Source organism: Pseudomonas sp. PDM17, assembly GCF_014851985.1.
GTDB lineage: Bacteria > Pseudomonadota > Gammaproteobacteria > Pseudomonadales > Pseudomonadaceae > Pseudomonas.
This window is the reverse complement of record NZ_JACVAT010000006.1, coordinates 279,641-297,631: the sequence shown is the minus strand read 5'-3', so window position 1 is coordinate 297,631 and position 17,991 is coordinate 279,641. Positions and strand designations below refer to the sequence as shown.

Sequence of the window (17,991 nt, the reverse complement as noted above, 5' to 3'; positions counted from 1 at the left end):
GTTCTTGGTTACGGATGGGCGGTCAGGCCGCCGGTGTCGCCGGGCTGGCTACCGGTGCTTCCTGGGCCTTGGGCGCGGCAGACAGCAGCGCCATCACCAGAGCGGCGAGGTAGGGCAGCGACTGCACCAGCAGCATGGCCACCCAGAACATCATGTCGCGGCTCGGCACGCCCTGCACCAGCACGATGCCCAGCGCCGCGCCCCACAGCAGCAGCATGATGAAGACCTCCTCACGGGCTTCGGCCAGTGCGACCAGCAGGCCGTGGTTGGAGGCCATCTTCGGGGTGCGGAAGAACGGGATGGTCTTGGTGAACGTCCCGTAGAGCACCGCCTTGGCGATAGTGTGGGACAGCGCAAGGCCGGCCACCGCCGCCTGGAACGAGCGCAACAGGTCGACGCCCACCGCGCGGCGGTAGAGGAACATGATCTTGCCGAACTTGAAGAAGAACAGCGCCAGCGGCGGGATGGCGAAGATCAGCAGCGGCGGGTCGACCCGCTTGGGCACGATGATCATCGCCGAGGACCAGAGCAGCGCGCCGACGGTGAAGAAGATGTTCATGCCATCGGCGATCCACGGCAGCCAGCCGGCGATGAAGTGGTAGCGCTGGCCGAGGGTGAGCTTGCTGTCCTTGCCCTGGAACAGCGCGCGGGCGTGGCCCTTCATGATCTGGATGGCGCCGTAGGCCCAGCGGAAGCGCTGCTTCTTGTAGTCGATGAAGGTGTCGGGCATCACGCCCTTGCCGAAGCTCTGGTGCGAGTAGGCGGCCGAATAGCCCTTCTCGAACACCCGCAGGCCCAGTTCGGCGTCCTCGCAGATGGTCCAGTCGGCCCATTTCAGCTCGTCCATCACGGTCCGCCGGATCATGGTCATGGTGCCGTGCTGGATGATCGCGTCGCGGTCGTTGCGGGTGACCATGCCGATGTGGAAGAAGCCCTTGTACTCGGCGTAGCAGAGCTTCTTGAAGACGTTTTCCTCGCCGTCGTGGTAGTCCTGCGGGGACTGCACCACGGCGATCTTCGGATCGCTGAAGTGCGGCACCATCTGCTTGAGCCAGTTCGGCTCGACGCAGTAGTCGGCGTCGATCACCGCCACGACTTCGACGTCCGGCGCAGTGTGCGGCAGGATGTAGTTCAGCGCGCCGCCCTTGAAGCCGGCCAGCGGCGCGACGTGGAAGAAGCGGAAGCGTGGGCCGAGGACTTCGCAGTAATCGCGCACCGGTTCCCAGACCGCCGGGTCCTTGGTGTTGTTGTCAATGATCAGGACTTCGAAGTCCGGATAGTCGAGCCTGGACAGCGCATCCAGGGTCTTCTTCATCATCTCCGGTGGTTCGTTGTAGCAGGGCACGTGCACCGAGACCTTGGGCCGGTAGCCGGTATCGGTGAGGACCGGGTCGAACGGCCGGCGGCGCTTGCGTACCCAGACGGTCTCGGCGAGTTCGTGGGCCTCGGTGAGCAGGACGATGAACACGCCCAGCGCGCCGATGCCCAGCAGGCCGCCGACGGTCATGCTGAACCAGGTGCTGTACTGCTGGCTGTAGTCGTAGGCGATCCACACCAGCACCGAGCCGCCGGCGAAGGCGACCACGGTGAGGAAGGTCCGCCCGCGTTGGCGCAGGGCACTGCCATCGATCATCAGCAGGGTCAGGGCGAGCAGCGCCATCACCACCGAGGCGACCGCCAGGGCGCGCCACTGCGGGATGTTCACTACCGGCCCGTCGAAGTTGAACTTCGGTTGGCGCTGGGCGTTGTAGACGCCCCAGTAGGCGCCTACCGAGCCTTCGTCACCGACTTTCCACGGTTGGTCGAAGGCCTCGACGACGAAGTAGTTGTAGCCGCGCTTGTTCAGCGCATTGGTCAGCGTGCGCAGGTAGATGGCCTGGTCTGCCTGGGTGGCGTCGGCGCCGCCGCGCATGCGGCCGTTGCTCGGCCAGCCGACTTCGGCCAGCAGCAGCGGCTTGCGCGGGAACTTGGCGCGCAGTTCCTTGGCGCGCTCGAGGACGAACGGTATGGCATCGTTCATCGCTGTGTATTCCCAGTAGGGCAGCACGTGGGCGGCGATCAGGTCGACGTGCTTGGCCATCTCCGGGTACTTCTCGTAGATGTGCCACTGCTCGGCGGTGGTCACTGGCACCTTCACCGCCTTGCGCACGCGGTCCAGGTAGGCTGTCAGTTGCTCGACCGTGACCTCGCGGCGGAACAGCGCTTCGTTGCCGACTATCACCCGCACCACGCTGCGCGAGTTGTTGGCGATCTCGATGCCGCGCTCGATCTCGGCTTCGTTCTCGGCTTCGTCCGGGCCGATCCAGATGCCGAGGCTGACGCGCATGCCCAGCTCCTCGGCCAGGCGCGGGATATCGGCCAGCGAACCCTTCACCGAGTAGGTGCGGATGTTGTCGGTGCTCTTGGAAACCAGCTCCAGGTCCGAGCGGATCTCGTCGTCGCTGGGGAACTGGTTCTTCTGCGGATTCTGATTCAGGCGGAAGGGCGAGAAGGAGAATCCGGAAATGCTTTCCGGCCAGTCGGGAACGCTGACGGGGCGGTTATAGAGGGCCCAGAAGCCGGTGAAGAGTGCCGCGAGGGCAACGAACACCACCAGGTTGAGGCCGAACTTGCGTGCAGGCATGGTGCGATCGGGTTCCAAAGGGTGGAACGGGGAGGGGCCGGGGCAGTCGCTGTACGGGATAGCCCGGTCGGGGCGCATCCTACCCCGCACTCCGGGGGCTGTACAGGTTGCCGGCGCCGTCCGCCGCGTAGGCGTTCGTGGGCATTTCCCGACAGTTTAGAATGTGTGGCAGGCGCGTGACTGAGACTGCGGCAATCGGGCTTTGTTGCAGGCGGGCCCAGACCGATTGTTAAAGGGGCGCGGTCGTTACAGGGGCCCGGTCGTTATAGAATGCCGGTCGTTTCGAGATGAGGTGTGGGCGATGCAACTGGATGAACAGCGTTTCGGCGGAATCGCGCGGCTCTACGGCCGTGAGGGCCTGGAGCGGCTGGCGGCCAGCCATGTGGCGGTGGTCGGGATCGGCGGCGTAGGCTCATGGGCGGCCGAGGCTCTGGCGCGCAGCGGCGTGGGTGAGATCTCGCTGTTCGACCTGGACGACGTCTGCGTCACCAACACCAACCGTCAGGTGCATGCCATCCAGGGCGCCGTGGGCAAGCCCAAGGTCGAGGTCATGGCTGAGCGCCTGAAGGCGATCAACCCGGGCATCGTCGTGCACGCCGTAGCCGATTTCGTCACCCGCGAAACCATGGCGGACTACATCACCCCCGAGCTGGACTGCGTGATCGACTGCATCGACAGCGTCGCCGCCAAGGCCGCGCTGATCGCCTGGTGCAAGCGCCGCAAGCTGCAGATCATCACTACCGGCGGTGCGGGTGGGCAGGTGGATCCGACGCAGATCCAGGTCGCCGACCTGAACAAGACCTTCAACGACCCGCTGGCGGCCAAGGTGCGCTCCACGCTGCGTCGCGACTACAACTTCTCCCGTACGCCGGGCCGGCATTACAGCGTGCAGTGCGTGTTCTCCACCGAGCAGCTGCGCTATCCCAAGCCGGACGGCACCGTATGCCAGTCCAAGAGCTTTGTCGGCGAGGGGGTGAAACTCGACTGCGCCGGTGGTTTCGGCGCGGTGATGATGGTCACCGCGACCTTCGGGATGGTCGCGGCGGCGCGGGCTGTGGACAAGATCATTGCCGGGGCGCGGCGGCCTTCGGAACGCACCGCAAGCTGACGGCATCTGTAGGCGCGGATTTGTTCGCGATGGTCTCCGGCGCGATGCGGACCTATCGCAGACGAAGTCCGCTCCTGCGCATAGGCAACTGCTTCAGGCAGAGATCAAATCCCGCATCTTCTTCAGGACTGCGTTCAGGCCGTTGCTGCGCGACGGCGACAGTTGCCGGCCCAGCCCCAGTTGTTCGAACCAGCCCGGCAGATCAATGGTGGACAGCTCGTCCACCGGCAAGCCTTCCACCCGCACCAGCAGCAACGCCAGCAGCCCCCGCAGCAGGCGCGCATCGCTGTAGGCGCGGAAGTGCCAGCGCTCGTCACGACGATCCGCCACCAGCCAGACGTTGCTTTCGCAGCCCTGCACGCGCTGCTCGTCGCCCAGTTCGGCTTCGCCCAGCGGCTCCAGGCGTTCGCCCCACTGCATCAGCAGGCGGGCGCGTTGTTCCCAGCCCTGCAGGGCGGTGAAGGCCTCCAGCGCCTCGGCGGCAGCGATGGGGAGGCTCATCGCAGCAGTTCCAGGGCGCTGTCCAGCGCGCCGAAGAAGCGCTCGATATCCGCACCGTCGTTGTACAGGCCGAGGGAAACGCGCAGGGCGCCCGCGACATCCAGGGTCTTCATCAACGGCATGGCGCAGTGGTGCCCGGCGCGCACGGCGATGCCCTGCTCGGTGAGCAGGTGGCCGAGGTCGGAGACGTGCACGCCCTCGACCACGAAGCTGACCAGCGCCACTTCCGGCTCGCCCAGCACGCGCACACCGTCACGGGCGCGCAGGCCGGCCAGCAGGCGGGCATGGAGGAAGTCCTCGTGGGCGCTGACTTCGGCGCTGTCCAGGCTGGCCAGCCATTCCAGCGTGGCGCCCAGGGCGATCACCGGGCCAATGGGCGGGGTGCCGGCCTCGAAGCCCATGGGCGCGCTATGGAACTGTGCGTCGAAGTAGTCCGCCACACGCACCATCTCGCCGCCGAACTGCCAGTGCGCCAGGCGCTCCAGCGCTTCCGGGCGGCCCCAGAGAAGCCCGAGGCCTTCCGGGCCATAGAGCTTGTGGCTGGAGCAGACGTAGAAGTCGCAACCCAGCGCCGACAGGTTGTGTCGGCCGTGGACCACGCCCTGGGCGCCATCGACCACGCTCAGAGCGCCATGCCGACGGGCCATCCGCAGCAGTTCCGGCAGCGGCTGCCAGGTGCCGAGCACGTTGGACAGCTGGCTGACGGCGAGCAGGCGGGTGCGCGGGCCAATCAGGCTGGCGGCGCGGTTCAGGTCGATACGACCGTCGGTGTCCAGCGGCAGCACCACCAGCTTCAGGCTGCGGCGCTGCGCCAGTTGCTGCCAGGGCAACAGGTTGGCGTGGTGCTCCAGCGCGCTTACGGCGATCTCGTCGCCCGCCTGGAACTGACCTTCCAGGCCGTAGGCCAGCAGGTTCAGCGCTTCGGTGGCGCCGCGGGTGAAGATGATCTGCGCCGGGCTGCCGCCATTGAGCCAGTGGGCGGCCAGGTTACGGGCCGCTTCGAAGGCTCGGGTGGCGCGCTCGCCGGGCAGGTGCTGGGCGCGGTGCACGTTGGCGGCGCCGCTGGCGTAGTAGCCGGCGAGGGCGTCGATCATGGCGCGCGGCTTCTGCGCGGTGGCGGCGCTGTCGAGGTAGGTCTGGCCTTCGGCCTCGAAAGCGGCGAGGGCCGGGAAGTCGGTGCGCCAGGGCGAGGGAATGGACATGGGCGTGCGGCCGGTTGTGGAGAATGGAAAACGGGGGCCGCAGCCCCCGCTTCTCAAAGCTTAGTGCGTACCCCGCGGGAGCGGGGCGCCCAGCTTAGTTGTGCGCGTGCAGCGCCTCGTTCAGCTCGATGGCAGTCTTGTTGGTCTTGCACTCGACTGCGCCGGTCTGGGAGTTGCGGCGGAACAGCAGGTCGGCCTGACCGGCCAGGTCGCGGCCCTTGACCACTTTCACCAGGTTGTTCTGGTCGTCCAGCACGGCGATCTTGGTGCCGGCGGTGACGTACAGGCCCGCCTCGACGATGTTGCGGTCGCCCAGCGGAATGCCGATACCGGCGTTGGCGCCAATCAGGCAGCCTTCGCCGACGCTGATGACGATGTTGCCGCCGCCGGACAGGGTGCCCATGGTGGAGCAGCCGCCGCCCAGGTCCGAACCCTTGCCGACGAACACGCCCGCGGAGACACGGCCTTCGATCATGCCCGGGCCTTCGGTGCCGCCGTTGAAGTTGACGAAGCCTTCGTGCATCACGGTGGTGCCTTCACCGACGTAGGCGCCCAGGCGTACACGGGAGGTGTCGGCGATGCGCACGCCGGCCGGGACCACGTAGTCGGTCATCTTCGGGAATTTGTCGACGGAGAAGACTTCCAGCAGCTTGCCCTTCAGGCGCGCTTCCAGTTGCAGCTCGGCCAGTTCGGCCAGGTCGACGGCGCCCTGGTTGGTCCAGGCGACGTTGGGCAGCAGCGGGAAGATGCCGGTCAGGTTCAGGCCATGGGGCTTGACCAGACGGTGCGACAGCAGGTGCAGCTTCAGGTACGCCTCCGGGGTGGAGCTGGGGGCGGCGTCTTCGGCCAGCAGGGTGGCGACCAGCGGCTTCTGGCTCTCGGCCAGGCGGTTCAGCAGGGCTGCCTGGGCGGCGTCGACGGTCTCGACGGCGTCGGCCAGCTGGTAGGCCTGGTGAGCGGTGAAGGCGATCGCCTGGTTGCCGCCTTCATAGGCCAGCAGCGGGGCGATGGCAGCGACCAGTTCGGCGCTGGGGTTGAGCAGCGGCTGCGCGTAGAAGACTTCCAGCCAGTTGCCCTGGCGGTTCTGGGTGCCGACACCGAAGGCGATGCTGAACAGGGATTTCGACATGTGGGGGATTCCTTGAAAGAGATTCTCGAATAGCGAATTCGGTCAGGCCGGACGGCGGCTGAGCAGCAGGCCCAGCCCGGCGCTGCCCAGCAGCGCGGCACAACCACGGTTGAACAGGCGCCGGGCGCGTGCGCCGGCGAGCAGCTTGCCGAGGCGGACCCCGGCGAGCCCGTAAAGGGCGATGGCCAGCCATTCCAGAAGCAGGAAGGCTGCGCCGAGTTGGGCGAACTGGGCGCCCACGGCCTGACGCGGATCGACGAACTGCGGCAGGAAAGCGGTGAAGATGAGAATTGCCTTGGGATTGCCGGCGGCCACCCAGAACTCCTGGCGAGCCAGGCGCCACAGGCTGGTGGCGGGAGCCGGGGTGCCGTCCACCGACAAGTTCGCCGTCGGGGCACGCCACAGCTGTACGGCCAGCCACAACAGGTAACCGGCGCCCACCAGCTTGATCGCCAGGAACAGCCACGCCGAGGCCTGCAGCACCAGCGCCAGCCCGGAGGCGGCCAGTGCCAGCATGCCGGCGAAGGCGACCAGCCGGCCGCCGCCCGCGACGGTGGCGCGCAGCAGGCCGAAGCGTGCGGCGTTGTTCAGCGACAGCAGGTTGTTCGGTCCCGGCGCCATATTCAGGGCGAAGCAGGCGGGGAGGAACAGGGCCCAGGCGATGCTCATCGTGGTACTGCTCAGGCCAGCGCGGCGGCGTAGGCGTCGGGCTTGAAGCCGACCAGGGTACGGTCACCCAGGTCCAGCACCGGACGCTTGATCATCGACGGCTGCGCGACCATCAGTTCGATGGCCTTGTCCTGGTCGAGGTCGGCCTTCTGCGCATCTTCCAGCTTGCGGAAGGTGGTGCCGGCGCGGTTCAGGACGGTTTCCCAGCCATGCTCGTTGCACCACTGGCGCAGGTGTTCGCGGTCGATGCCGCTACTCTTGTAGTCGTGGAAGGCGTAGTCGACGCCATGCTCTTCCAGCCATACGCGGGCTTTCTTCATGGTGTCGCAAGCCTTGATTCCATACAGCGTCCGCTCACTCACGGGGCGCTACTCCTTTTCGATGCTTTTTTTCAGGCGCGGGATTATGCCATTTCCGCAGCGCTTGCGGGACGCCGCCGGGAGGTCGGTGGATTGCAACAGTTTTTTGCCCGATGCGGGGCTGATCCGCCGCGCTACGGGTGCTTCAATGGAGAGCTGTGCTGGGAGTTCGTCGATGCAAACCGTTTACACCGTACTCATCCTGCTGCTGGTCGTGGGCGGGACCCGGCTTGCGGCGCAGCTGATTCCGCTGCCGTTGCCGCTGATCCAGATCGCCGCCGGCGCGATGCTGGCGTGGCCGAGCCTGGGGCTGCATGTCGGCCTGGACCCGGAACTGTTCATGTTCCTGTTCATCCCGCCACTGCTGTTCGCCGATGGCTGGCGCATGCCCAAGGGCGAGTTCTGGAAGATGCGCTGGCCGATCCTAACCCTGGCCTTTGCCCTGGTGCTGTTCACCGTGGTCGGCGGCGGCGTGTTCATCCACCTGCTGATCCCGGAGATTCCCTGGGCCGCGGCCTTCGCCCTCGCGGCAGTGCTGTCGCCCACCGATGCGCTGGCGGTCTCGGCCATTGCCCAGAACCGCCTGCCCAAGCGCCTGATGCACGTGCTGCAGGGCGAGGCGCTGATGAACGACGCTTCCGGCCTGGTGGCGTTCAAGTTCGCCATCGCCGCGGCCCTGACCGGCACCTTCTCGCTGATGGACGCCAGCCTGAACTTCCTCCTGGTAGCCATCGGCGGCCTCGCCAGCGGCGTGTTCCTCAGCTGGCTGCTGGGGCGCATCCGCGCCTGGATGATCCGTCGTGGCTGGGACGACCCGGCCACCCACGTGGTGCTGATGCTGCTTTTGCCCTTCGCCTGCTACATGATCGCCGAGGAGTTGGGCGTCTCCGGCATCCTCGCGGCGGTGGCGGCGGGCATGATGCAGAGCTGGGTCGACCTGCTACCCCGGCAGACCAACACCCGCCTGCTCAACCGCAGCGTCTGGTCGATGCTGGAGTTCACCTTCAACGGCGTGGTGTTCCTCCTGCTGGGCCTGCAACTGCCGGACATCCTCAAGTCCGTCGCGCATCACGCCGACGACGTGATGTGGCGCTCGTCGCTGCTGGCCTTCTACGTGTTCGCGGTATTCGCCGTGCTGCTCGCGCTGCGTTTTGGCTGGGTCTGGTGCTACTGGAAGATTTCCGTGCGCTTCGAGCAGTGGTGGGGTATCGAGCTGGGCGGCAAGCCGGGCGAGCCAGTGCTGCGGCTGTCGGCGATCTCCGCGCTGAGCGGAGTGCGCGGGGCGGTGACCCTGGCCGGTGTGCTGTCGGTTCCTTTGCTGTTGCTGGACGGTTCGGCCTTCCCGCAGCGTGACCTGATCATCTTCATCGCTGCCGGGGTGATCCTGGTGTCGCTGATTGCGGCCACCATTGGCCTGCCGATCCTGTTGCGTGGCTTGCCGGCGGCCAGCAACGACCAGCGCGAGCTGGAGGTGCAGGGGGTCTGGCGCAAGACCGCGGCAGCGGCCATTCACATGCTGGAGAGCGAGGAGGTGCCTGCCAGCGAGGGTGGCGGCGATGCCGATGAGACGGCACGGCTGGCGGAGATGAAGGCCAGGCTGATGGCCGAGTATCGCCACGAGCTGGACCCGGCACCGGACAGCAAGGAGGCCCGCGAGCGCGCTCGCGCCCTGGAACTGGCTGATCAGGCGCTGCGGATCAAGGCCCTGCGCGCACAGCGGCTGGAGCTGTACCGGATGCGCCGCGAGCACGAGATCGACGACGAGACCATGCGCGAGGTGCTGGGCGAGCTGGATAACCAGGAGGCCTGGGTGACCAGCAAGGCGGGACGCTGGGTGTGACGAGCTCTTCGTAGGGGTGAGCAAGCTCGCTCCTACAGGATGGCGTTGGGCTGTAGGGCGGATAACCTGGCACAGGTTATCCGCCGTAACCTGCGCGGCGGATAACGCTGGCGCGTTATGCGCCCTACGATTGCTACTTACAGGCTCTGCACGTACTGCCTGATGCGCTCGGCCGCTTCCACGCATTCGGCCAGCGGGGCCACCAGCGCCATGCGCACCCGGTTGGCGCCAGGGTTCTCGCCGTTCACTTCGCGGGACAGGTAGGAGCCCGGCACCACGGTGACGTGCTGCTGGTCGAACAGGCCGCGGCAGAACTCGGTGTCGGCCACCGGGGTTTTCGCCCACAAGTAGAAACTGCCGTCCGGGCGCTGCACGTCGAGCACGCCGCCGAGGATGTCCAGTACTGCGTCGAACTTCTCGCGGTACAGGTCGCGGTTGGCGCGCACGTGGTCTTCGTCGTTCCAGGCCGCGACGCTGGCCAGTTGGGTCTGAACCGGCATGGCGCAGCCGTGGTAGGTGCGGTACAGGAGGAATTTCTTCAGCACTTCGGCGTCGCCAGCGACGAAGCCCGAACGCAGACCCGGCAGGTTGGAGCGCTTGGACAGGCTGTGGAACACCACGCAGCGCGCAAAATCCGAGCGGCCCAGTTCGGCGCAGGCGGTCAGCAGGCCGGCCGGCGGGTTCTGTTCGTCGAAGTACAGTTCGCTGTAGCACTCGTCGGCGGCGATCACGAAATCGTGCTCGTCGGCCAGGGCGATCAGCTTCTTCAGGGTTTCCAGCGGAACCAGCGCGCCGGTGGGGTTGCCCGGCGAGCAGAGGAAGAGGATCTCGCAGCGCGCCCAGACGTCCGCCGGGACGGCGTCGAAGTCCGGGTTGAAGCCGTTGTCTTCCAGGCAGGGCAGGTAGTGCGGCTCCGCGCCGGCCAGCAGGGCTGCGCCTTCGTAGATCTGGTAGAACGGGTTCGGGCTGATCACCAGGCCCTTGGCGTTGCGGTCCACCACGGTCTGGGTGAAGGCGAACAGCGCTTCACGGGTGCCGTTCACTGGCAGCACGTGGCGCGCGGCGTCCAGCCAGCCGGCCGGCACCTTGAAGCGGCGCTCGCACCAGGCGGCGATGGCTTCGCGCAGGGCGGGGATGCCCAGGGTGGTCGGGTAGACGGCCAATTGGTCGAGGCTGTCGGCCAGGGCCTTGGCGACGAAGTCCGGCGAGCGGTGCTTGGGTTCGCCGATGGACAGCGCGATGGGCTTCAGCTCAGCCGGCGGCTGGGCGCCGGCCAGCAGGGCGCGGAGCTTCTCGAAGGGGTAGGGCTGGAGCGAGTCGAGGGCAGGGTTCATGGCAAGGCTCTTTCTTTCTGATTCTGACTGAATAGCGGGCTAGATGCTGATACGGACCGGCATGCTCGGCTGGCCGCCATCCGAGAGGATGTCCACCAGGGCCGTCTGGATGCGCTTGCACAGCTCCGGGTCGGAGAGCGGCTGGTTGTGCGCATCGGTGACGAAGAACACGTCCTCCACGCGCTCGCCCAGGGTGGCGATCTTGGCGTTCTGTACCGACAGGTCGAAGTCCAGGAACAATCCGCCGATACGCGCCAGCAGGCCGGGGCGATCCGGCGCAGTGACTTCCAGCACGCTGACCTGGCGGGCCGCGTCGGTGGAGATGGTCACCTGCGGGTTGAAGGCAAAGTGCTTGAGCTGGCGCGGCACGCGGCGCTGGATGATGGTCGGGTACTCGTCCGGGTCCTTCAGGGCGTTGACCAGACCCTCGCGAATTTCCTCGACCCGGCTGGGATTATTGCCTATCGAGCCGCCGTCAGCATCGAGCACTATGTAGGTGTCGAGGGTGAACAGGCTGGTGGACGTGATGATCCGCGCGTCCTGAATGTTCAGGTTGAGCTGGTCCATCGCGGCCACGGTCACGGCGAAGAAGTCGTGCTGGTCGCCGGCATAGATGAAGATCTGCGTGCCGCCCTCGAATTCGCGCTGGGCGGTTTCCTTGATCAGCACCAGCGGGGTGCCGTCGTCCGGGTGCTGGAGGATGGCTTCGGTGTGCCAGGCGACGTCGGCGGCGCTGTGGCGCAGGAAGTAGTCGTCGCCCAGCTGGCTCCAGAGCTGCTCGGCGTCGTCCTGGTCGATGCCGCTGCGCACCAGGATGTCGATGGCCGCGCTCTGTGTCTGGCGAATCTGCTCCTCGCGGTCCACCGGGTTCTCCAGGCCGCGACGCAGCGCGCGCTTGGTCTCGGTGTAGAGCTGGCGCAGCAGGCTGGCGCGCCAGGAGTTCCAAAGGGTCGGGTTGGTGGCATTGATGTCGGCCACGGTGAGCACGTAGAGGTAGTCCAGGTAGGTCTGGTTGCCCATCAGCTGGGCGAAGTCGTAGATCACCTGTGGATCGGACAGGTCCTTGCGCTGGGCCGTGGTGGACATGATCAGGTGGTTCTGCACCAGCCAGGACACCAGGTTGGTGTCCCACGGCGGCAGCTGGTGGCGCTGGCAGAAGTGCTCGGCGTCCACTGCGCCCAGTTCCGAGTGATCGCCGCCGCGGCCCTTGGCGATGTCGTGGTAGAGGCCGGCGATGTAGATCAGCTCGGGCTTGGGCAGGCGCTCCATGATCTTGCTGGCCAGCGGGTACTTTTCCGCCATGTCCGGGCGGCGCAGCTTGCGCAGGTGCTTGATCAGGTTGAGGGTGTGCGCGTCGACCGTATAGATGTGGAACAGGTCGTGCTGCATCTGCCCGACGATCAGGCCGAATTCCGGCAGGTAGCGGCCAAGAATGCCGTAGCGGTTCATTCGCCGCAGGTTGCGGTGGATGCCTTCCTGACACTTGAACAGCTCGATGAACAGGCTGGTGTTGCGGATGTCGTGGCGGAAGTCGTCGTCGATCAGGTGACGGCTGTCGCGCAGCAGGCGAATGGTGTCGGCGCGCACGCCCTTGATCTCCGGGTGCTGGGCCAGCAGCACGAAGATTTCCAGCAGGGCGAACGGGGTGCGCTTGAAGACGTTGGCGTGGGTGACTTCGAGGTAGCCGTCGCGCAGCTGGAAACGGCTGTTGAGCGACTGGATCTGGCCGTTCTCGCCGGCGCGCAGGATCACTTCCTCGAAGTGCTGGGTGATCAGGTCGTTCAGCTCGGAAACGGCCATCACCACGCGGTAGTACTTCTGCATGAAGCGCTCGACGGCCAGCTTGGCGTCGTTGCCTTCATAGCCGAGCATCCCGGCGATGCGCCGCTGATGGTCGAACAGCAGCCGGTCTTCGGCGCGGCCGGCAAGCATGTGCAGGGCGTAGCGGACCTTCCAGAGGAATTCCTGGCTGGAGGCCAGCACCGCACATTCGCTTTCCACCAGGAAGCCCTCGCGGACCAGGGCATGCAGGTTGAGGCTGCCGAAGTGGCGGCGGGCGACCCAGAGCAGTGTCTGGATGTCGCGCAGACCGCCGGGCGAACCCTTCACGTTGGGTTCGAGGTTGTATTCGGTGTCGTTGTATTTGGTGTGGCGGTGAATCTGTTCCTTGCGCTTGGCCAGGTAGAACTGCCCGCTGGGCCACATCTGTTTCGTGCTGGTGGCTTCGAGCATGCGCAGGCGCAGGCTGTCCGGGCCGGAGATGGTCCGGCATTCCATCAGGTTGGTGACCACCGTCAGGTCGGCGCGCGCTTCCTCGGCGCACTCGGCCACCGAGCGCACGCTCTGGCCGACTTCCAGGCCGATGTCCCAGAGCAGGGTGAGGAAGCCCTCGATGGGCTCGCGGAAGCTTTCCTGGTCCTCGCTGTCGAGCAGGACCAGCAGGTCGATGTCCGAGTGCGGGTGCAGCTCGCCGCGCCCGTAGCCGCCCACGGCGACCAGCGCGATGTCGGCGTCGTCGCCCCAGTCGAAGCGATTCCAGGCCTGCTGCAGGATCTGGTCGACGAACCAGGCGCGGTCCTCGATCAGACGGCGGATGTCGCGGCCGCCGTTGAAACGGGCGTCGAGCACCTCGTTGGCCTGACGAATGGCCTTCTTGAAGGCGGCTATGGGGCTGGATTTGAGAGCCAGTTCCGCCTGGAACTGCCCACGGTCGAACAACTCGGGATCCACCTGCGGCATGGCGGCCTTCCTGATCAATGGCTTAGGGGAGGGCAGGGGCAAGAGGGCAACCGGGCCTGTGCGCATGGCGCCAGGCCCGATGGCTGTGCCGGGCCGGGATTTCTATGTTCTACCCAGCCGTCGGCGAGATTGCAAACCGCGCCTCAGGCCGAGGTGCGCGGGAAGCTTTCGTCGTTACGCAGGGTCAGGATCTCGTAGCCGTCGGCGGTGACCAGCACGGTGTGCTCCCACTGTGCGGACAGCTTGCGGTCCTTGGTGATGGCGGTCCAGCCGTCGCCCAGCAAACGGGTTTCCGGGCGGCCCTGGTTGATCATCGGCTCGATGGTGAAGATCATGCCTTCCTTGAGCTCCAGGCCGGTGCCGGCGCGGCCGTAATGCAGCACCTGAGGCTCTTCGTGGAACACCTGGCCGATGCCGTGGCCGCAGTACTCACGCACCACGGAGAAACCGTTCTTCTCGGCGTACTTCTGGATCACTTCGCCGATGTCGCCCAGGCGAGCGCCCGGCTTGACCACGTCGATGCCCTTGTACATGCATTCCTGGGTGATCTGGCACAGGCGGTCGGCCCATTCCGGGGTCTTGCCCACGGAGAACATCTTGCTGGTGTCGCCGTGGTAGCCGTCCTTGATCACGGTGACGTCGATGTTGACGATGTCACCTTCCTTGAGCGGCTTCTCATTGGGGATGCCGTGGCACACCACATGGTTGATCGAGGTGCAGATGGACTTGGGGAAGCCCTTGTAGTTCAGCGGCGCGGGAATGGCCTTCTGCACGTTGACGATGTAGTCGTGGCAGATGCGGTCCAGTTCGTCGGTGGTGACGCCGGGCTTGACGTGTTCGCCGATCATTTCCAGCACTTCGGCGGCCAGACGGCCGGCGACGCGCATTTTCTCGATGTCTTCGGGCGTCTTGATGGTGACGGTCATGCGACTTCTCTTCAGGCGCTGCGTACGCGCGGGTAAATGAGAGGAATACGCAAGTCTATCAGATTTGGCGCCTTTCTATTAAGGGTGGGTGGCTAGCGGGGCTGGTCGGCCGAGGCGGCGGGGGAGGTGCCGGGCGTCCTTGCCGGGTTTTGTTCTGGCCGAGGTTGTGGTATAAAGCGCCCCGCTCTGAAGGCTACGGCCATTTCGGGGCATTAACCCACACATGCATCGACACGATGGCCTGGGTGCCTTTCGACACAGTCGGAGGGTTGGCCGTTGGGATGCATGGAGGCCTAACCCGACTTATCGAGGAACTATCATGTCCCAAGTCAATATGCGCGATATGCTGAAGGCCGGTGTGCACTTCGGCCACCAGACCCGTTACTGGAACCCGAAGATGGGCAAGTTCATTTTCGGCGCGCGTAACAAGATCCACATCATCAACCTCGAAAAAACCCTGCCGATGTTCAACGAGGCCCTGACCTTCGTTGAGCGCCTGGCCCAGGGCAAGAACAAGATCCTGTTCGTCGGCACCAAGCGTTCCGCCGGCAAGATCGTTCGCGAAGAAGCCGCCCGTTGCGGCATGCCGTACGTCGACCACCGTTGGCTGGGCGGCATGCTCACCAACTACAAGACCATCCGTCAGTCGATCAAGCGTCTGCGCGAGCTGGAAGTGCAGTCCCAGGACGGCACCTTCGCCAAACTGACCAAGAAAGAAGCTCTGATGCGCTCCCGTGATCTGGAAAAACTGGATCGCAGCCTGGGCGGTATCAAGGACATGGGCGGCCTGCCGGACGCTCTGTTCGTGATCGACGTTGACCACGAGCGCATTGCTATCACCGAAGCCAACAAGCTGGGCATCCCGGTTATCGGCATCGTCGATACCAACAGCAGCCCGGAAGGCGTTGACTATGTTATCCCGGGTAACGACGACGCCATCCGCGCCGTGCAGCTGTACCTGGGCTCGATGGCTGAAGCCGTCCTGCGCGGCAAGAATGCCGGCGGCGTGACTGCTGACGAGTTCGTCGAAGAAGCACCGGCCGAATCCGCCGAAGGCTGATTCCAGGACGTCCAGACGTCCTACGGTGAGCAGGAAGGGGGCTAGGCCCCCTTTTTGCCACCCTGAGAATTCCGCCCGGGTATCCGGGCGATCTGGTTTTGAGAACAACTCAAGAGGATTTCGAAATGGCAGAAATTACTGCAGCACTGGTCAAGGAACTGCGTGAGCGTACCGGCCAGGGCATGATGGAGTGCAAGAAGGCACTGGTAGCCGCCGAAGGCGATATCGAGAAGGCCATCGACGACATGCGCGCTTCCGGCGCCATCAAGGCTGCCAAGAAGGCTGGCAACATCGCCGCCGAAGGCGCCATCGCCGCCAAAGTGGCTGACGACGGCAAATCGGCCACCATCATCGAAGTCAACTCGCAGACCGACTTCCTGGCCCTGCAGGACGACTTCAAGAACTTCGTCGCTGCCAGCCTGGACAAGGCTGTTGCCCAGAAGCTGACCGATGCTGCTCCGCTGATCGCGGAACAAGAGCCGGCCCGTGAAGCCCTGGTTGCCAAGTGCGGTGAGAACGTCAACATCCGTCGCCTGGCTCGCACCGAAGGTGAAGTGGTTGGCGCCTACCTGCACGGCCATCGCATCGGCGTTCTGGTCACCCTGAAGGGCGGCAACGCTGAACTGGCTCGCGACATCGCCATGCACGTCGCTGCCAGCAACCCGCAGTTCCTCGATCCGTCGCAGGTTTCCGAAGAAGCTGTTGCCAAAGAGAAGGAAATCTTCCTCGCTCTGAACGCCGACAAGATCGCTGGCAAGCCGGAAAACATCGTCGAGAATATGGTCAAAGGCCGTATCTCGAAGTTCCTGGCCGAAGCCAGCCTGGTCGAGCAAGCGTTCGTCAAGGATCCGGAAGTCAAGGTCGGTGACCTGGCCAAGAAAGCCGGCGCTGAAATCGTTTCCTTCGTTCGCTTCGAAGTAGGCGAAGGCATCGAGAAAGTCGAAGCCGACTTTGCTGCCGAGGTTGCTGCTCAAGTAGCCGCTTCCAAGCAGTAATAGACAGTCTCACGACTGTCGCCCCGCAAGAGGCTGCCCGCTAACGCGCGCGGCCTCTTTGCCAAACTGGGGAAACCAAAAGGGGCGGTTTCCACGGCGCAGGCTCGCAAGGCGGGTTTAAAGGCGCCGTAAGGCTGGCTGGTCCAAGCTTTCCGCCAAGCGCCCACAAGGCGCACAGCATTCAATCGCCGCAGGAGAAAAAGGTCATGGCTCAGCAGCTGAGCGCTCGTCAACCTCGCTATAAACGCATTCTTCTAAAACTGAGCGGCGAAGCCCTGATGGGCTCCGAGGAGTTCGGCATCGATCCCAAGGTGCTGGACCGCATGGCGCTGGAGATCGGCCAGCTCGTCGGTATCGGCGTGCAGGTCGGCCTGGTGATCGGTGGCGGCAACCTGTTCCGTGGCGCGGCGCTGTCCGCGGCCGGCATGGATCGCGTCACCGGCGACCACATGGGCATGCTCGCCACCGTGATGAACGGCCTGGCCATGCGTGATGCCCTGGAGCGCTCCAACATCACCGCCATCGTCATGTCCGCCATCTCCATGGTCGGCGTGACCGATCACTACGACCGCCGCAAGGCCATGCGCCACCTGAAGAGTGGTGAAGTGGTGATCTTCTCCGCTGGTACCGGCAACCCGTTCTTCACTACCGATTCCGCCGCCTGCCTGCGCGCCATCGAAATAGATGCTGACGTAGTACTCAAGGCGACCAAGGTGGACGGCGTGTACACTGCCGACCCGTTCAAGGACCCGAATGCCGAGAAATTCGAACGTCTGACGTACGATGAAGTGCTCGATCGCAAGCTGGGTGTGATGGACCTCACCGCCATCTGCCTGTGCCGGGACCAGAAAATGCCGCTGCGCGTGTTCAACATGAACAAGCCCGGCGCGCTGCTGAATATTGTTGTAGGTGGTGCTGAAGGCACCCTGATCGAGGAGGATTGAGATGATCAACGAGATCAAGAAGGAAGCACAGGATCGTATGGGCAAAACCCTGGAAGCCCTGGGCCATGCCTTCGCCAAGATTCGTACCGGCCGTGCGCACCCGAGCATCCTGGATAGCGTGATGGTGTCCTACTACGGTTCCGACACGCCGCTGCGCCAGGTGGCCAACGTTACCGTGGAAGATTCCCGTACCCTGGCCCTGAGCGTCTTCGACAAGTCCATGATCCAGGCGGTCGAGAAGGCCATCATGACCTCTGACCTGGGCCTGAACCCGGCGACCGCCGGTACCACCATTCGCGTACCGATGCCGGCCCTGACCGAGGAAACCCGCAAGGGCTTCACCAAGCAGGCTCGCGCCGAAGCCGAGCAGGCCCGCGTTTCCGTGCGCAACATCCGTCGTGACGCGCTGGCTCAGCTGAAGGATCTGCAGAAAGAGAAGGAAATCAGCGAAGACGAAGAGCGTCGCGCTGGTGACGATGTGCAGAAGATCACCGACAAGTTCGTTGCCGAGATCGAAAAGGCCCTCGAGGCCAAGGAAGCGGACCTGATGGCCGTTTGACGG

The 17,991-nt window shown here is 65.0% G+C and carries 15 protein-coding genes; 6 read left to right on the top strand and 9 right to left on the bottom strand.

Going from position 1 to position 17,991, the window contains the following annotated elements:
• Positions 1-22: 22 nt before the first annotated feature.
• Complete coding sequence (locus tag IB256_RS22480) at positions 23-2,623, bottom strand: glycosyltransferase (protein ID WP_192289367.1); 2,601 nt, start codon at positions 2,621-2,623, stop codon at positions 23-25.
• Between the two features lie 301 nt (positions 2,624-2,924).
• Between IB256_RS22480 and tcdA the strand changes: the two genes are divergently transcribed.
• The gene (tcdA, locus tag IB256_RS22475) at positions 2,925-3,731 is read left to right on the top strand and encodes a tRNA cyclic N6-threonylcarbamoyladenosine(37) synthase TcdA (RefSeq protein ID WP_192404109.1); all 807 of its coding nucleotides are present in this window, start codon (positions 2,925-2,927) and stop codon (positions 3,729-3,731) included.
• 93 nt (positions 3,732-3,824) lie between these two features.
• Here the strand turns inward: tcdA and IB256_RS22470 are convergent, their stop codons facing one another.
• The 5 genes from IB256_RS22470 to IB256_RS22450 all read right to left on the bottom strand — a co-directional run bounded on the left by IB256_RS22470 (position 3,825) and on the right by IB256_RS22450 (position 7,594).
• Complete coding sequence (locus tag IB256_RS22470; protein ID WP_192289363.1) at positions 3,825-4,232, bottom strand: SufE family protein; 408 nt, start codon at positions 4,230-4,232, stop codon at positions 3,825-3,827.
• Complete coding sequence (locus IB256_RS22465; protein WP_192404107.1) at positions 4,229-5,434, bottom strand: aminotransferase class V-fold PLP-dependent enzyme; 1,206 nt, start codon at positions 5,432-5,434, stop codon at positions 4,229-4,231. Before IB256_RS22465 ends, IB256_RS22470 begins: the two co-directional genes overlap by 4 nt.
• A 94-nt stretch (positions 5,435-5,528) precedes the next feature.
• Positions 5,529-6,563 (bottom strand): 2,3,4,5-tetrahydropyridine-2,6-dicarboxylate N-succinyltransferase, encoded by a 1,035-nt coding sequence (gene dapD, locus IB256_RS22460; RefSeq protein ID WP_192404105.1) that lies wholly within the window; start codon positions 6,561-6,563, stop codon positions 5,529-5,531.
• Between the two features lie 42 nt (positions 6,564-6,605).
• Positions 6,606-7,232: a LysE family translocator gene (locus IB256_RS22455; protein ID WP_192404103.1), complete on the bottom strand. Its 627-nt coding sequence runs from the start codon at positions 7,230-7,232 to the stop codon at positions 6,606-6,608.
• 11 nt (positions 7,233-7,243) lie between these two features.
• Entirely contained in the window at positions 7,244-7,594 is a 351-nt protein-coding gene (locus IB256_RS22450) for an ArsC family reductase (protein WP_192289357.1), read from the bottom strand.
• A 172-nt stretch (positions 7,595-7,766) separates the two neighbouring features.
• Here IB256_RS22450 and IB256_RS22445 point away from each other — a divergent pair, with 172 nt between their 5' ends.
• Positions 7,767-9,431 carry a Na+/H+ antiporter gene (locus tag IB256_RS22445; protein ID WP_192289355.1) on the top strand — a complete coding sequence of 555 codons (1,665 nt, stop codon included), beginning with the start codon at positions 7,767-7,769 and terminating at the stop codon, positions 9,429-9,431.
• 137 nt (positions 9,432-9,568) lie between these two features.
• On the opposite strand, the gene dapC is transcribed toward IB256_RS22445, so the two are convergent.
• The 3 genes from dapC to map form a co-directional block, all read right to left on the bottom strand.
• On the bottom strand, positions 9,569-10,765 hold the full coding sequence (gene dapC, locus IB256_RS22440; RefSeq protein ID WP_192404101.1) for a succinyldiaminopimelate transaminase: 1,197 nt from the start codon (positions 10,763-10,765) through the stop codon (positions 9,569-9,571).
• Between the two features lie 39 nt (positions 10,766-10,804).
• Complete coding sequence (locus IB256_RS22435; protein WP_192210123.1) at positions 10,805-13,504, bottom strand: [protein-PII] uridylyltransferase; 2,700 nt, start codon at positions 13,502-13,504, stop codon at positions 10,805-10,807.
• Positions 13,505-13,647: 143 nt separating this feature from the next.
• Entirely contained in the window at positions 13,648-14,445 is a 798-nt protein-coding gene (map, locus tag IB256_RS22430) for a type I methionyl aminopeptidase (RefSeq protein WP_225594795.1), read from the bottom strand.
• Positions 14,446-14,749: 304 nt separating this feature from the next.
• Here map and rpsB point away from each other — a divergent pair, with 304 nt between their 5' ends.
• The 4 genes from rpsB (at position 14,750) to frr (ending at position 17,988) form a co-directional block, all read left to right on the top strand.
• Positions 14,750-15,490: a 30S ribosomal protein S2 gene (gene rpsB / locus IB256_RS22425; RefSeq protein ID WP_045210003.1), complete on the top strand. Its 741-nt coding sequence runs from the start codon at positions 14,750-14,752 to the stop codon at positions 15,488-15,490.
• A 125-nt stretch (positions 15,491-15,615) separates the two neighbouring features.
• Positions 15,616-16,485 carry a translation elongation factor Ts gene (gene tsf / locus IB256_RS22420; protein ID WP_017521180.1) on the top strand — a complete coding sequence of 290 codons (870 nt, stop codon included), beginning with the start codon at positions 15,616-15,618 and terminating at the stop codon, positions 16,483-16,485.
• A 206-nt stretch (positions 16,486-16,691) separates the two neighbouring features.
• Complete coding sequence (pyrH, locus tag IB256_RS22415) at positions 16,692-17,429, top strand: UMP kinase (RefSeq protein ID WP_017521181.1); 738 nt, start codon at positions 16,692-16,694, stop codon at positions 17,427-17,429.
• A 1-nt stretch (position 17,430) separates the two neighbouring features.
• Complete coding sequence (gene frr, locus IB256_RS22410; RefSeq protein ID WP_045210004.1) at positions 17,431-17,988, top strand: ribosome recycling factor; 558 nt, start codon at positions 17,431-17,433, stop codon at positions 17,986-17,988.
• The last annotated feature ends 3 nt before the right edge of the window (positions 17,989-17,991 follow it).